This is a genomic window from Bradyrhizobium sp. LB11.1 (assembly GCF_040549385.1).
In the GTDB taxonomy this organism is placed as follows: domain Bacteria; phylum Pseudomonadota; class Alphaproteobacteria; order Rhizobiales; family Xanthobacteraceae; genus Bradyrhizobium.
This window is the reverse complement of the sequence record NZ_JBEPTH010000010.1, coordinates 35,228-49,928: the sequence shown is the minus strand read 5'-3', so window position 1 is coordinate 49,928 and position 14,701 is coordinate 35,228. Positions and strand designations below refer to the sequence as shown.

The window sequence follows — 14,701 nt, the reverse complement described above, 5'->3', positions numbered from 1 at the left end:
GGCCGCCTTGAGCATGCGGGCCACCGGCGGGCCTTCATCCTTAGAGACGCACGTTCCGCGCTCTTCAGGATGGGCCCGCCGTCTTTACGCACCGCTCGACCAATTCCGCCTCACTCCTGCGCCTCGTCGGCGACGATGCCGCCGAGCTTCTGCCAGTGCTGCCCGTCGAACTGCACCATCTGGAATTGCTTGTTGACGCGGTAGTCGGTCGGCGTCGTCGTCACCGAGATGCCCGGCAGCGTCAGGTCGAGTTCGACATTCCTGAGGTTGGCAGCCTCGCGCATCACGTTCTCGCGGGTGAGGTCATCGCCGCACTGCTTCAGCACCTGGACCAGGAGCTGCGTGGTGATGTAGCCGTAGACGTTCAGATTCGAATCCTTATCACCGTCCGGATAGTATTTTGCCATGAAAGCGAGATAGCGCTTCATGCCGGGATCGTCTTTCCACTCGGGATCGGCGGGATCCTTGACGTAGCCGACGCTGACGACACCCTTGGCGTTGTCGAGGCCTGCAGGCTTAAGCACGGCGCTGACGGACGAGGCATTGATGTCGATGATGTGCAGCGGCTTCCAGCCGATCTCGGCGACCTTCTTGATTGCCTGCGCCGCCTGCTTCGGCGTCGTAGCGCTGAACAGCACGTCGGCGCCGGCGTCCTTCAGCCGCAGGATCTGCGAGTCGATCGTCGGCTCCGTGATCTCGTAGGACGTCTCGGCCACGATCATCTTGGCCTTGTCGCCGAGTCCGGCCTTGAGGCCGGCGAGGTAGTCCTTGCCGAGATCGTCGTTCTGGTAGAGCACGCCGATCTTTGCGTTGGGATGGTTTTTCAGAAGGTATTGCGCGTAGATTCGGCCTTCGACGAGGTAGGACGGATTAAAGCCCATGGTCCAGGGAAAATGCTTCGGATCGGTGAAGCGGGCTGCACCTGTTGCGGCAAAGAGCTGCGGCACTTTCTTGGCGTTGAGGTATTTTTGCACGGCGACATTCGGCGCGGTGCCGATGATCTGGAAGGTCAGCAGCACCTCGTCACTTTCGACAAGCCTGCGGATCTGCTCCACCGTCTTGGGCGGTGAATAGGCGTCGTCATACTGGATCAGCTCGACCTTGCGCCCGTTTACGCCGCCCTGGTCGTTGATCATCTTCATGTAGGCGGCCTGGGTCTTGCCGATCACGGCATAGGCCGAAGCCGGACCGCTAAGCGGCACGGTCTGACCGACCTTGATCTCGGTGTCCGACGCGCCGGGATCGTATTTCTTCTGCGCCTGCGCGGCCGGAATCGACAGCGCAAGAACGAGCGCGGAGGACGCGGCGCGTTTGAGAAGTGTGGCTTTCATTTCCATTTCCTGTTTGTGACGGTTACTCGCCCTTGAGACCGGCCTTGTGGATTAGCCCGGTCCATTTTTCGGTCTCTTTGTCGATGAACTGGCCGAACTCGGCGGCCGTGCCGGAACGGACTTCGAGACCCTGCGCGGTTAGCTTGTCCTTGACCGCGGGATCGGTAAGTGCGCGCAGGACCTCTGCCTGCAGCTTGTCCACGATCGCGCGCGGCGTCGTGGACGGTGCCATGAAGCCGTACCAGCCGGCCGCGGCCACGTTGGGAAAGCCTTGCTCGCGCAGGGTCGGCGCCTGCGGATAGAGCGCGCTGCGTTCGGCGGATGCGACGCCGAGCACGATGAACTTGCCGCTCTGGATATAGGGCAGTGCGGTCGGCAGAGCCGTCAGCGTGGCGTCGACGCGGCCGGCGAGCAGCTCGGTGTAGGATGCCGCATCGCCGCGGAAGGGAATGTTGAGGCCCTTGACGCCGGCGTCCCTGAACAGCAGCTCGCCGGCGAGGTGCGGCTGCGAACCGGCACCGGGGGAGGCGAAGGTTAGTCCGTCCGGCTTCGATTTGCCGTAGGCGATCAACTCGGGCAACGTCTTGAACGGTGCGTCTGCGCTGATGATCAGAAACAGCGGTGCGATCACCGCCATTGCGACCGGCTGAAGATCCTTGCGCTCATAGGTCAGCTTGCCGAACAGTGCCTCGGCGGTGGCGTAGGGCGCCGCGACATAGAGAAGGGTGTAACCGTCGCCAGGCGCGTGCGCGACCGTGTCGTTCGCAATGCGCGTGCCGGCGCCCGGCTTGTTCTCGACGATGAACTGTTGATGCAGGTTGCGGCCGAACTCTTCCGCGAGCAGCCGCAGCGAGATGTCGTTGGAGCCGCCGGGCCCGTAAGGCGAGATCAGCCGTACCATGCGCGACGGCCAGGCGTCTTCAGCGTGCGCGGAGATTGGAAGTCCGGATAGCGAAAGGGCGAGGGTGCCCAGGAACGTTCTCCGTGTGACAATCATGATGGCCTCCCGGTGGTGGAGCGCCAATGGTCATTTTCATCTCCTGGCGCTCTTCTTGTTTTGCTTTTGTGTCTCGATCAGCCCCGCTGGGCCCACGATGGCGCGAATGCTGTCGGCAAGAGCGGCAATGCGGGGGCCGATTTCGCCCTCCAATTGGCCGGGCTGGAGCCGGAACGCGGGAATGCCGCAATTGATCGAAAAGGCATGCATCGTCCCGCTCGCATGAAACAGCGGGGCGGCGACCGCATGGATCGAAGCCATGTACTCGCCGAAGCAGGTGCAGAAGCCGCGGCTGACGCACTGCGCGAGGCCGGCGCGGTATGTCTCGCGAAAGGCTGACCAAAGCTCGGTGTCCTCGCTTGCGATGTGCGCTTCGAGCAGTGCGGCTTCGGCCTGCGGTAAGGTCGCAGCCGCGGCGCGGCCCATCGCCGTCATCACCACGGAAATGGGCATGCCGATGTCGGGAACGTGGGGGCCAACGTCGCCGGAGCGCGCGGTCTCGACATAGATCATGGAAGTCGCATCAAGCAGGCCGATCGAGACCGTGCCGCGCACGCTCTGCGCCAGCTCCTGCATCATGGGCCGCGCGACCTGACGGAACGGCATATCGGCGAGGAGTGGATGCGCCATACGAAGTGCGCGCGCGCCGACGCGATATTTGGCGCGTTCGGCATCGTAGCGGAGGTAGCCGAGCTCGGCGAGCGTGTGTGTCAGCCGCGCCACCGTGGGGCGCGGAATCCCGGTCAGCGTCGACAGCTCCATGTTGCCGAGCTGCGTCGTGCCTGCCTTGAACGTTTCGAGCACCACGAAGCCTTTTGCCAGCGTCGTGGCAAACGCGGCGTCATCGGCGCTGTCCGCCAGCACGGCGGCGGCGGACGACGATGTGCGGATCGATTTGGACGCGGTTCGAGCCATTCGGGTTTAATGAACCCGGCGATGCCTGTTGTCCAATAGATTCATAAAACAACGGCTGATGTCCACTATATGGACGAAATCCAATACATCGCGTCTTACAAGGTGTGCGCGACGAGAATCGCCCCAGCAATATTTTTGTCGTGATTTCGTGACTGGTTGTGACAGGATTATTTCGAATAGATGTCATATTGACTACGGCGGAGCGATTCATGTTGCAGTGGCAGGCACGGTCAAATCCCCTGGCGTGGTGGTGGGGGTCCCTGACGCTGGTCAGCGCTGCCAACATTCTCGTCTGGTTCATGCTGTACCGCGAGTTCTATCCGACCGTTGCCGGCAGCGTCGGCGGCGGTTCGGATATCGGCCTGATGTTCCTGCTCTGCGCGGGTTATGTGTTCGGCTGCGCCTTCCGCTCGGTACTGCCGCGCGCGGACGTGCAACGCATCTGCCTGTTCGACACCTGGCTGTCGAGCGTGTTCGTAGGCCGTACGGTCGCAACCATCGCCGAGGTCTGCTTCGCCGCGCAATGGGCGATCATCCTGCATCAGCTCGGGATCATGACCGGCGCGGAGTCCGCGGTAAACATCGCGCTCGTGATCGTGCCGATCATCATCGTCGCGGAGTGCTTCTCCTGGTACGCGGTCGTCACCACCAATTTCCTCTTCAACGCGATCGAGAATTCGCTGTGGGCGGTGACCTTCATCCTCGCCGGCCTCGCGGTATGCCGCTTGATGCCGGAATTTCAGGGTCCAGTGCGTTGGGCGCTGATCGTCGGCGTCATCGGCATCGCCTGCTTCCTTGCCTTCCTCGTCACGGTCGACGTGCCGATGTATCTCAGCCGCTGGCGGGCTGGGCATGAAGAGGGCAATAAGCTCCTCGGCTTCCTCGAAGGCCTGCATGACGTCTCGACGCGATGGGTGGTGACCCACGACATCGCGCATTGGAAGGGCGAGCTGACCTGGATGTTCCTGTATTTCAGCGCCGCGGTGTGGTCGAGCCTCGCGCTCTGCGCGCTCTACGCCATGGAAGGCTATCTCACCCGCTATTTGGCCTAAGGGTTATTTTCCAACGAGGCTGCATTTGCTGCGGTCGAGCGGGCGGAAAGCCTGGTCGGGCGGGATGGTCGCGACCAGCTTGACGAAGTCCCATGGGCCCTTGGATTCCTCAGGTGTCTTGACCTGCACCAGATAAAGATCGTGCACCATGCGCTGGTCGTCGCGGATGCGGCCATTGGGCGTGTAGGCATCCGACACCGGCGTCGCTTTCATCTTGGTCATCACGGTCGCGCTGTCGTCGGAGCCGGTATCCTTCACGGCTTGCAGATAGTGTCGCACGGCCGAATAGACGCCGGCCTGGATCTGTGACGGCATCGCCTTGCGTCGCGCGTAGAAGGCATCGGAGAACTTTCGAGCCGCCGGTGAGACGTCCTCGAAGAAGGAGGTGACGATGAGATCGCCGCGCGTGGCCTTCAGGCCGACGGCCGCGATGTCGACGTTCTGGAACGACATCGGCACGATCTTGATGCCCTGGTCGGCAAGGCCAAATTCCTCGGCTTGCTTGATCGCGGTGGCGTTGTCGCCGGCGACGTTGATCGCCAGAATCTTTGCGCCCGAGGACTGCGCCTGGAGCAGGAACGAGCTGTAGTCGGGCGTGCCGAGTTGGGCCTTGACGCTGCCGGCGACCTTGCCGCCGAGCGCCGCGATGCGGTCGCGCGCGGTCGCCTCGATCGAATGGCCGAAGGCATAGTCGCCGGTGATGAAGAACCACGGCTCCTTGCTGGTCTGCATGACGCCCGAGACGACCGCGGTTGCGGTCGAATAGGCGTCCTGGGTCCACTGCACGCTGCTGGGCGCGCAGGCCTCGTCAGTGAGTTGGTTGGCGCCGGCGCCGGAGACCAGGAAGATTTTTCCGTTGCCGCGGACCAGCTCCTGCACCGCGAGCGCCGCACCGGAGCTGCCGCCATCGGCGATCGCCTGCACGCCGTCGCTGAACCATTTTCGCGCGAGCGAGGCCGCAAGATCCGGCTTGTTCTGGTGGTCGGCCTGCAAGATCTCGATTGGCTTGCCGTTGATCTTGCCGCCGAACTCCTCCGCCGCCATCCGCGCCGCCTCGACCGAGCCCGGACCCATCGCGGTTGCGAAAATGCCGTTCATGTCGGTGAGGACGCCGATGCGGATGGCGTCGCCCTTGATCTCGGCGCGTGCGGCGCCTGCGAGCGCCAGCGTGATCAGCAGGATGGCGGTGGATCGGTTGCGGTGGGTGGCCATGGCGTTTTACCGGGTTTGAATTGAAGCTTGGCGCCGCCATCGTTGGGGCGTGCGGTGATGCGAGGGCGTGCCTTAGTTGGCGATCTTGCAGGCGGGGTCCTCGGGCCCAAAAGCCTGGTCGCCAGGAATCTTCGTCAGGATCTTGTAGTAGTCCCAGGGGTATTTCGATTCCTGGGGCGTCTTGACCTGGGCAAGCCAGAGATCGTGCACCATGAGGCCGTCGGCCCGCAGCTTGCCACCATGCGCGAAGAAGTCGTTGATCGGCGTGTCGCGCATCCTGCTCGCGACCTTGCCGGGATTGTCGGTTCCGGCAGCCTTGACGGCGTTGAGATAGTGCGTGACCGCGGAATAGACGCCCGCTTGCCACATCGTGGGCATGCGCTGCATCTTCGCGAAGAAGCGCTTCGACCACGCTCGCTTCTGCTCATCCATGTCCCAGTAGAAGGCCGTCGTCAGCAGCAAACCTTGCGCGCTTTGCAATCCAAGCGCATCGATGTCGGTAATCAGCGCCAAAAGGGCGGCCATCTGCTGTCCGCCCTGGAATAGGCCAAATTCACCACCGGTCTTGATCTCGTTCACATTGTTCGGCGGCCCGCCGGCGATGCCGATGATTTTCGCTTTCGAGGCCTGTGCCTGAAGCACGAAGGACGACATGTCGGTGGTTCCGAACGGCGGCCGGGCCGATCCCAGCACCTTGCCGCCCTCGCGCTTGATCACGTCAGTCGCGTCACGTTCCAGCGCATGGCCGAACGCAATATCGTCGGTGAGGAAGTACCAGGCGTCGCCACCGCGCCTGACCACCTCCTGAGCCGTACCGACGGCGAGTGCGTGCGTGTCGAACACCCACTGCATGGTGTAGGGCGAACAGAATTTGCCGTGAAAGTCCGCCGTTCCGGTCGCCGTGACGATGAGCAGCTTCTTCTTCTCGCTCGCGACCGTTTGCACGGCGAGCCCCACCGCCGACACGGGAACATCCACGATGAGATCGACCTGCTCGGTGTCGTACCATCGTCGCGCGATGGCGGCGCCGATGTCAGGTTTTATCTGATGGTCTCCGACGATCAGCTTGATCGGTTTGTCCAGCACGCTGCCGCCGAAATCCTCGATGGCCGTTTGAGCCGCGGTGACGGAGCCTTGGCCGGTCGGAGTCGAGGAGGGCCCCGTCATATCCGACAGCACGCCGATCTTGACCACATCGTCCGAGATTTGGGCATGAGCGGCCGTCGTAGCCAGGATTGCCGCTGCCACGGTGAGCGTGCGAACTATGCCGTACATATTGTTTTTCTCCCCTTCGATGCTGATGCGTCCCTTTTCGGGATCGTCTTGGTAGCGGTCAGGTCGGTTCGGCGATGACCTTGTTGCGGAGCGTCCCGACGCCGGAGATCTCGACCTCGACGGTGTCGCCCGGACGCATCCACAAAGGCGGCGTGCGCTTGGCGCCGACGCCGCCGGGCGTCCCTGTCACGATGACGTCGCCGGGAACGAGCGGGCAGATCGTCGAGATGTAGGCGATGAGCTCGGGGATGCCTGTGATCAGGAGATCGGTCGTCGTGTCCTGCACGACCGTGCCGTTCAGCCGCGTCTGAAGAGCGAGCGTCGAGGGATCGGGGATCTCGTCCGCCGTCGCCAGCCACGGGCCAAAGCTGCCGCTCTCCGCAAAACTCTTGCCGGACAGGAACTGGCTGGTGTGGCGCTGCCAGTCGCGGATGCTGCCTTCGTTGTAGCAGGAATAGCCGGCGATATGGTCGAGCGCGCGGCTCGCCGGGATATGGCGGCCTTCTTTGCCGATGACGAGCGCGAGCTCGCCCTCGTAATCGAAATCGTCGCTCACCTTCGGCTTCACGATGGGCTGCAAATGGCCAACCTGGCTGCAGGGGAAGCGGACGAACAGGGCCGGCTTCTCGGTGACGGTGCGGCCGGTTTCGGCAACGTGGTCGCGGTAGTTGAGGCCGACACAGATGATCTTGCCGGGATCGGGGATGACCGGCGCGAAGCTGATTTTGTCGAGCGCATGATCCGGCGACGAGGACGCGACCAGCTTTGCCGCCTCGGCCACGCGACCCGCTTCGAGCAGCTGCCGCAGCGTGGTGCAGGGCGCCATGCGCGCGCCGAGATCGACGACGCCATTGTCCTTGACGGCCCCGAAGGAGGCGCGGCCGTCGGCGATGAATGAGAGCAGCTTCATGAGATATCCTTAGAGGTTGTTCGGTCAGGCCGCGGACGGCACGTGGGTGGGAACCGTGATCGCGGCGATGAGCCGGTCGAGCTCGGCATCGTTGCGGGCGGTTCCGCGGATATAGCGGTCGGGGCGAACGAGCGCGGCGGTGATGCCGTGCTCGCGCAGCCAGGGTCCGACGCCTTCGGCATCGTCGTTGGTCAGGATTTTGAGTCCGGGCGGCGAAAGGGGGAGACGCGCCGCGCTCTCGACGAAGAGCACATGGCCGTAGCCGATCCGGTCGTCGCCGCGACTGCCGTCATTCAGCATGAACTGTGGCGCGAGATGTCCGGCGAGAGGTAGATTTCCGAGTGCAAGTCCGGGGCCGAGCAGGGGCTTCTTCACCTCGAGTTTTACTGGCGCATTCTGGCGCGCCTGGCCGGCGGCAAGGCCGGTTTCGATCGCCTTGGTGTTGATGACGCCACCGAGGCGAATGGCAAGCTCGATGAATTCGCGCACATGCGGCTGGCGTTCGCTTTGATAGGTGGCGAGCAGATCGGGTGCCGCGCCGTCGCGAATGACGCTCGCGAGCTTCCAGGCAAGATTGGCGGCATCGCGAATGCCGGCGCACATGCCTTGGCCAAGAAAAGGCGGGGTCTGATGCGCGGAATCGCCCGCGAGCAGCAGCCGACCGTTGCGCCATTGCTGCGCGATGACGGAATGAAAGGTGTAGACCGCGGCGCGCTCGAGGTCGGCATCCTCAGGCGTGATCCAGCGCGACAGCAGTTGCCAGACCTTTGCCGGTTGCGCGACGTCGTTCGAATCCTCGTCGGGAAGGACCGTGATCTCCCAGCGCCGCCGCGTGCCGGTGCCGCGGACATAGGTCGCCGGCCGCCTGGGATCGCAGTGCTGGAGGCTGTAGTCGCCGAGGTCGTCGCGCGCGCGCTTGAGCAGCACGTCGATCACCAGCCAGCGCTCGTGAAAGCCGAGATCATCCATCCCGGAGCCGATGAAGCGACGAACGAGAGACCGCGCGCCGTCGCAGCCGATGACATAGCCGGCGCGGACCTCGCTGAGCTTTCCGTTGGAGAGGTCCTCGTAGCGCACGCGCACGCCATGCTCGTCCTGATCAAGCGCGAACACATCGCAGCGGCTGCGCAAGGTGACGTGCGGCCAGCGCGCGAGGCCAGAGATCAGCACATCCTCCAGATCGGGCTGGTGGAAGCGGTAGCTGAGGTTCCAGCCCATCGGGGTCAGCGTCTGCGGCCGCGACCAGTCCAGCAGCATTTTGCCGTCGGTGTCGAGGAAGAGCATGCCGGGGCTGAGAATGACGTGCGGGAGGATCGCATCGGCGAGGCCGACGGTCTGGAACAAGCGCATGCACTCGTCGTCGAAATGCACCGCGCGCGGCAGATGATAGGTCCGCGCCTCGCGCTCCAGCACCAGCGTCCGCACGCCGCAGAGGCCGAGCAGATTGGCGAGCGTGGCGCCGACCGGGCCACGGCCGACAATCACGACGTCAAACTCTTCGGGGACGGATTTATCTTGCATGGGGCTATCTCTTCCCCAAGCGATGCCATCGCTTCAACGGCGCCGGCCGAAGTGTCCGCCCAGCGGACGGAGACCACCAACGGTGAGCATCTGTCCGCCAGCCGGACGACTCGCGGATAGCGCTACGCGCCCCGGCCTTGTTTTGGCTAGGGAGGAGTCAAAGGCAATAAAATGCAGGCTGCCCGCGCAGGTGGCCGGAGGAGACGGCGATGCTGCGATCTGTGCTGGGCGTGTGTGTTGCGGTGCAACTGTTTTCGGGGACTGCCTTCGGCGCCGATATCAATGTGGGGATCATCCTGTCGGCGACCGGGCCGGCGGCTGCGATCGGCAATGCCGAGCGCAACGGCACCGCTTTCGGGCCGACCGCGATTGCCGGGAAGAAGGTCAACTATCTCTTCCTCGATGAAGCCTCCGACAGTACCGCGGCCGTGGCCGCGCTGCGCAAGCTCTACCAGGAGAGCAAGATCGACATTCTTGTCGGGCCGACCACGACACCCGGGTCGTTTGCCGCGATCGATCCGGCGGTCGAATACAAGGTGCCGGTGATCACGCTCGCGCCCGTCAACGCGTTGGTGGCTCCGGTAGATGCACGGCGGCGTTGGATATTCAAGACCACGACCAACGACGATCACGAGGCAACGCCGCTGTTTGCGAACATGAAGAAGACAGGCGTGAAGAAGCTCGCTCTGATCGGTTTCGGCGACTCTTATGGCGACGCCTGGAGCAAGGTCAGCGCCGACATGTGCGCGGCTTCCGGGATCGAGCTCGTCGCCGACGAGAAATATGCGCGCACTGACACAACCGTGGTCGGGCAAATCCTGAAGATCATCTCTGCAAACCCCGATGCCGTATTGATCGCCGCCTCCGGCGCGCCGGCTGCGCTTCCGTTGCTGCAACTGCGCGAGAAGGGGTATACGGGCCAGATCTACGGCACGCTCGGCGCTACGTTCGGCGATTTTCGCAAGCTGACTGGCGTGCAGGGCGATGGCATCCTCGTGCCGCTGAGCCCCGCGGTGGGCGCTGCATCGTTCCCGGATGACTATCCGGCGAAGAAAGCGGCGGTCGAATTCATCCAGCGATATGAGGCCAAGTTCGGCTCCGGCAGCCGCAACATCTTCGCAGGCTCGGCCTATGACGCGCTGATCCTGATCGAGCGTGCGGTGCCCGCGGCCTTGAAGGCTGGAGAACCGGGGACCGCGGAGTTTCGGGAGGGTTTGCGTACTGCGATCGAAGGCCTCAAAGGCGTCGCCGGTTCACGTGGTGTCTACAATTACGGCCCGAACGATCACACCGGACTGGACCAGAGCGCGCTGACGCTCGGCAGGCTTGATAAGGGCGAGTGGGTCGCGGTGCGCTGAGCAGCGGAACGGAGCGGGGGTCATGTCGCCTGCAACGGAGTGTCCGGCGTACGATTTCGATCTCTACAGCGACGACGTGCTGCGCGATCCCTATCCGCATTATCGCGCGCTGCGTGATCTCGGCGCAGCGGTTTGGCTACCGCGCAACGCGCTCTATGCGGTCGGACGGTTCGAGGACGTCCGCGCGGCTTTGCGTAATCCAGCTCTGTTCGCATCGGCGCAGGGTGTCGCCGCCAACGACCACGTCAACGAGATGTCGCGCGGGACCACGCTCGCGAGCGATGCACCGCTGCACGACAGGCTGCGTGCGATCATCGCCGCTCCCTTGCTGCCGCGGGCGCTGGAGGAGATCGGTCCGCAGATCCGGTCCGAGGCGCGGCAGCTGGTCGAGGGTCTCGTCGCCAGGGGGAAATTCGATGCCGTGAGCGACCTGGCGCAGCACCTGCCCCTCACCATCGTGTCCAAGCTCGTGGGGTTGGAAGACCATGGCCGTGGCAGCATGCTGCGATGGGCATCGGCCACGTTCAACGTGCTGGGTACGATGAACGCTCGTGGTTGCACGGCCATGAGCGATGTGCAGGAGATGCGTGGATATCTCGGCGGCTCCGCGATCCGCGAACGCTTGCGGCCCGGAAGTTGGGGCGACCGCATCTTCGCGGCTGCTGACCGCGGCGAGGTCGAACCGGAACGCTGTCCTGTCCTGATGCGGGACTATCTCGGCCCGAGCCTCGACACCACGATTTTCGCCACCGCAAACCTGATCCTGCTGTTCGGGCAACACCCGGAGCAGTGGGATTTGGTGCGGAAGGACGCTGCACTCATTCCGGGCGCGATCAACGAGGCATTGCGGCTGGAATCGCCCATCCGCGGATTTACGCGCTGTGTTACCGCTGACGCGACGATCGGCGGCACGCTGATCCCCGCGGGAAGCCGGGTGTTGCTGCTCTACGCGTCGGCCAATCGCGACGAGCGGAAATGGCACGAGCCGGAGCGGTTCGACGTGCGCCGCCGTGCCAGTGATCATCTCGGTTTTGGCAATGGAACGCATATGTGCGCCGGACTCCATCTGGCCCGGCTGGAGATGACCGCGCTTCTGGAAGTCTTGATTGAAAAGGTGCAGCACTTCGAGATCGGCGAGCCCGTGCTCGCGCTCAATAACGTGCTGCGCGGCCTCAAATCGTTGCCCGTGCGTGTGAGCTAAGGATTGACCGGGATCGTCGCGGCGGTCTCCTGAAGCTGGCTCACAAACTGCGCCATTGCCTCCTCGATCCCCAGCGCCGAGCGGATCCAGATGATGGAGATGCAGCCGAACACGGCGCCGTTCCGCACGATGGGAACGGCGATCGACGCCGTCTTTGGATTGTACTCGCCCTCGCTCCGGATCGCGTAACCCCGCGCGGCGGTCTCGGCGATCATCTGGTCGAGGCGGCTTTGGTCGAGGAAGGGGCGGTCGTCGGCTTCGTCGATGCGGCGCAGATGGTTGACGATGAGGTCGCGCTCGCGCGCGGGGCAGGTGGCGAGATAGGCGCGGCCCGCGGAGGTCCGCAGCATCGGCAGGCGTTTTCCGATCATGCCGCGATCAATCGAGAGCGGGCTGCGCGAATGGGTGGTCTCCTGCACCACCATCGCGGCGTTCTCGTAGGTGGAAAGATCCACCGGCCAGACCAGGGTCTTGCTGAGCTCGGCGAGATAAGGCGCGGCCGCCTGGCAGATCACCACGCCGGGGTCGTAGCCATCGCCGAGGCTCAGGGCGAGCCGGGTGACGCGAAAGCGGTCGTCGCTGGCGCTGCGGGCAACGTAGCCAAGTTCCTCCAGCGTTTCGAGCAGGCGGTAGACGGTCGGGCGGGGAAGGTCGAGCGCACGCGCGACGTCGCCAGCGCGGATGCCGCCGGAGCGGTTGACTTCCTGCAGCACGTCCAGCCCGCGCTTGAAGGCGCGAACGCCCTCCGATTGCCGCGGCTGGCCGTTCCGCGTCCGCTCCTTGGACACTTCGTATTTCCTCCCTTGTGGCAGATCGCGGTGCGACTATCGTCGTCGGACGCGAAGCGATTGCAGCGCCACCGTAGGATCGTGCGCGACCGGTATCAAGTTCGGCGCAGTGCAGCGGATGTGATGCCTTTGGGAGAATGTCGATGGAAATCACCGCGCTCGGCTATATCGGGATCAACTCGTCGCAGCTCGACCAATGGGGCCAGATGGCGACCGGGCTGCTCGGCATGCAGCAGGTCGATCGCGGCGGCAAGATGCGGGCTTTCCGCATGGACGATCGCAAGCAGCGTCTGATCGTCGACGGCAGCAGCGATGCCGGGCTCGCGGTGATGGGATGGGAGGTTCCCTCGACCGCGGAGCTGGACCAATTGGCCGGGCGGCTGGAGAGCCATGGTGTCAAGGTGACGCGCGGTTCGCGCACGCTTGCCGACGAGCGGCATGTGGCTGAGTTGATCATTTTCGCCGATCCCGCCGGCAATCGGCTCGAGGCCTTCTGCAAGCCGGAGCTTGCGAGCGAGCCCTTCAGGCCGGGTCGTCCGATCACGGGCTTCCGCACCGGCGCGCTCGGCATGGGGCATGTCGTGCTCAATGTCGAGGATGTCGAGCCGCTGGTGCCGTTCTATCGCGACGTGCTCGGTTTTCACGTCTCCGATTTCGGGCTGAAGCCCTTCGGGCTGTACTTCTTCCACGTCAACGGCCGCCACCATTCCTTTGCGATGGTCGGGTCAGGGCGCAGGGCGCTGCATCATTTCATGGTGGAGCTCGGCAGTCTCGACGATGTCGGGCAAGGCTACGACCTCGCGCAGCTCGAAGACGGTCGCGTCGTCTATACGTTGGGCCGGCACACCAACGATCACATGACCTCGTTCTATGTGAACACGCCGTCCGGCTTCTTCATCGAATATGGCTGGGGCGGACGCATCATCGATCCCCAGACCTGGCAGCCGCACGAGACCTTTGACGGCCCGTCGCTGTGGGGCCACGAGCGGCTCAACATGCCGGAAGAGCAGCGCAAGCGCTTGCGCGACATGCGGATGGATGCGGCCGCGCGCGGCGTGCGCGTCGCTGATCCCCGTGTGCCGCCGCTCAACTGCGCTTGGCTGGATTCGGTGGTCGCGCGCGAGTGATCCGCGGCAACGCGGCAATGATCTGATACTTCGGGAAGGACACTATGCTCAAGACTTTCTTACGGGCAGGCTTCGTGCTGCTCGCATTCAGCGCGGCCGCCTCGGCCGAACCGATCAAGGTAACGCTGCTCGGCACCGGCGTGCCGACGCCGCGGCCGACCAGTTTCAGCGCGTCGACGCTGGTGGAGGCGGGGAGCGAAAAGCTGCTGTTCGACCTCGGTCGCGGCTCGACCATGCAGCTCTACAAGCTGAAGATCCCGCTCGGCGCGATTACCGCGAACTTCATCACGCATCTGCATTCCGATCACATCGTCGGGCTTCCCGATATGTGGCTGACCGGCTGGCTCGCCACGCCCTGGGCTTCGCGCAAGGAGCCAATGAAGCTCTATGGCCCGAAGGGCACCGTGGCGATGACGGAGAACCTCACCAAAGCGTTCGCCGACGACATCCGTATTCGCATCGACGACGAACATCTCGATCCCAGGGCAGTCGAGTTCGCCGCGAAGGATATCGAGCCGGGGCTGGTTTACGACAATAACGGCGTCAAAGTCACCGCGATCGAGGTCAATCATGGCGAGAAGATCAAGCCGTCGTTCGGCTACGTCGTCGAGTATGATGGCCACAAGGTCGTGCTCTCGGGCGACACCAAGTACGACGAGCGCATCGCGAAGGCGGCCACGGGCGCTGACCTTCTGATCCACGAAGTCGCGGTGATCGAGCCGGAGTTGCTGGTCAAGAACCCCGTCTACAAGGACATCCAGGCCCACCACACCTCGCCCGAGGAGGCCGGCCGCATCTTCGCGTCCGCCAAGCCGAAGCTCGCGGTCTATTCCCACATCGTGTTCGGCACGGTGAAGCCCGGACCTGATATCCCCGAGGAGCCGTTGATCCTCCGCACACGGACGGCCTACAACGGGCCACTGCTGGTCGGCCGCGACATGATGTCGTTCAGGATTGGTGACTCGGTCGAGGCGTTCGCGCCAGATGGCGCGAAGCTCACGCCTTAGCACCAGC

At 63.9% G+C, this 14,701-nt stretch carries 13 protein-coding genes; 5 read left to right on the top strand and 8 right to left on the bottom strand.

The features are described from left to right. Window positions 1-110: 110 nt before the first annotated feature. Genes ABIA96_RS24510 through ABIA96_RS24500 form a run of 3 tightly spaced genes read right to left on the bottom strand, consistent with a single transcriptional unit; the run spans window position 111 to window position 3,243 of the window. Entirely contained in the window at window positions 111-1,331 is a 1,221-nt protein-coding gene (locus ABIA96_RS24510) for an ABC transporter substrate-binding protein (RefSeq protein WP_354139621.1), read from the bottom strand. Between the two features lie 22 nt (window positions 1,332-1,353). Then, a complete protein-coding gene (locus ABIA96_RS24505; protein ID WP_354139620.1) occupies window positions 1,354-2,328 on the bottom strand; it encodes a Bug family tripartite tricarboxylate transporter substrate binding protein in 975 nt (324 codons plus the stop codon). A 36-nt stretch (window positions 2,329-2,364) separates the two neighbouring features. Then, window positions 2,365-3,243: an IclR family transcriptional regulator gene (locus ABIA96_RS24500; RefSeq protein ID WP_354139619.1), complete on the bottom strand. Its 879-nt coding sequence runs from the start codon at window positions 3,241-3,243 to the stop codon at window positions 2,365-2,367. A gap of 209 nt (window positions 3,244-3,452) precedes the next feature. On the opposite strand from ABIA96_RS24500, the gene ABIA96_RS24495 reads away from it, so the two are divergent. After that, the gene (locus ABIA96_RS24495) at window positions 3,453-4,295 is read left to right on the top strand and encodes a hypothetical protein (protein ID WP_354139618.1); all 843 of its coding nucleotides are present in this window, start codon (window positions 3,453-3,455) and stop codon (window positions 4,293-4,295) included. A 3-nt stretch (window positions 4,296-4,298) separates the two neighbouring features. Here the strand turns inward: ABIA96_RS24495 and ABIA96_RS24490 are convergent, their stop codons facing one another. The 4 genes from ABIA96_RS24490 to mhpA form a co-directional block, all read right to left on the bottom strand. Then, window positions 4,299-5,507: an ABC transporter substrate-binding protein gene (locus ABIA96_RS24490; protein ID WP_354139617.1), complete on the bottom strand. Its 1,209-nt coding sequence runs from the start codon at window positions 5,505-5,507 to the stop codon at window positions 4,299-4,301. 72 nt (window positions 5,508-5,579) lie between these two features. Next, a complete protein-coding gene (locus ABIA96_RS24485; RefSeq protein WP_354139616.1) occupies window positions 5,580-6,782 on the bottom strand; it encodes an ABC transporter substrate-binding protein in 1,203 nt (400 codons plus the stop codon). 58 nt (window positions 6,783-6,840) lie between these two features. After that, window positions 6,841-7,692, bottom strand: coding sequence for a fumarylacetoacetate hydrolase family protein (locus tag ABIA96_RS24480; RefSeq protein WP_354139615.1), 852 nt, complete (start codon window positions 7,690-7,692; stop codon window positions 6,841-6,843). Window positions 7,693-7,716: 24 nt separating this feature from the next. After that, the gene (mhpA, locus tag ABIA96_RS24475) at window positions 7,717-9,213 is read right to left on the bottom strand and encodes a bifunctional 3-(3-hydroxy-phenyl)propionate/3-hydroxycinnamic acid hydroxylase MhpA (RefSeq protein WP_354139614.1); all 1,497 of its coding nucleotides are present in this window, start codon (window positions 9,211-9,213) and stop codon (window positions 7,717-7,719) included. A 209-nt stretch (window positions 9,214-9,422) separates the two neighbouring features. On the opposite strand from mhpA, the gene ABIA96_RS24470 reads away from it, so the two are divergent. After that, complete coding sequence (locus tag ABIA96_RS24470) at window positions 9,423-10,571, top strand: ABC transporter substrate-binding protein (RefSeq protein WP_354139613.1); 1,149 nt, start codon at window positions 9,423-9,425, stop codon at window positions 10,569-10,571. Between the two features lie 22 nt (window positions 10,572-10,593). Further along, window positions 10,594-11,772, top strand: a complete 1,179-nt coding sequence (locus ABIA96_RS24465; RefSeq protein ID WP_354139612.1) for a cytochrome P450 — start codon at window positions 10,594-10,596, stop codon at window positions 11,770-11,772. On the opposite strand, the gene ABIA96_RS24460 is transcribed toward ABIA96_RS24465, so the two are convergent. After that, window positions 11,769-12,560 carry a DNA-binding transcriptional regulator gene (locus ABIA96_RS24460; protein ID WP_354139611.1) on the bottom strand — a complete coding sequence of 264 codons (792 nt, stop codon included), beginning with the start codon at window positions 12,558-12,560 and terminating at the stop codon, window positions 11,769-11,771. The genes ABIA96_RS24465 and ABIA96_RS24460 overlap by 4 nt on opposite strands. A gap of 143 nt (window positions 12,561-12,703) precedes the next feature. On the opposite strand from ABIA96_RS24460, the gene ABIA96_RS24455 reads away from it, so the two are divergent. Beyond that, window positions 12,704-13,687, top strand: coding sequence for a VOC family protein (locus tag ABIA96_RS24455; protein ID WP_354139610.1), 984 nt, complete (start codon window positions 12,704-12,706; stop codon window positions 13,685-13,687). Window positions 13,688-13,731: 44 nt separating this feature from the next. Beyond that, on the top strand, window positions 13,732-14,694 hold the full coding sequence (locus ABIA96_RS24450) for an MBL fold metallo-hydrolase (protein WP_354139609.1): 963 nt from the start codon (window positions 13,732-13,734) through the stop codon (window positions 14,692-14,694). Window positions 14,695-14,701: the final 7 nt, after the last annotated feature.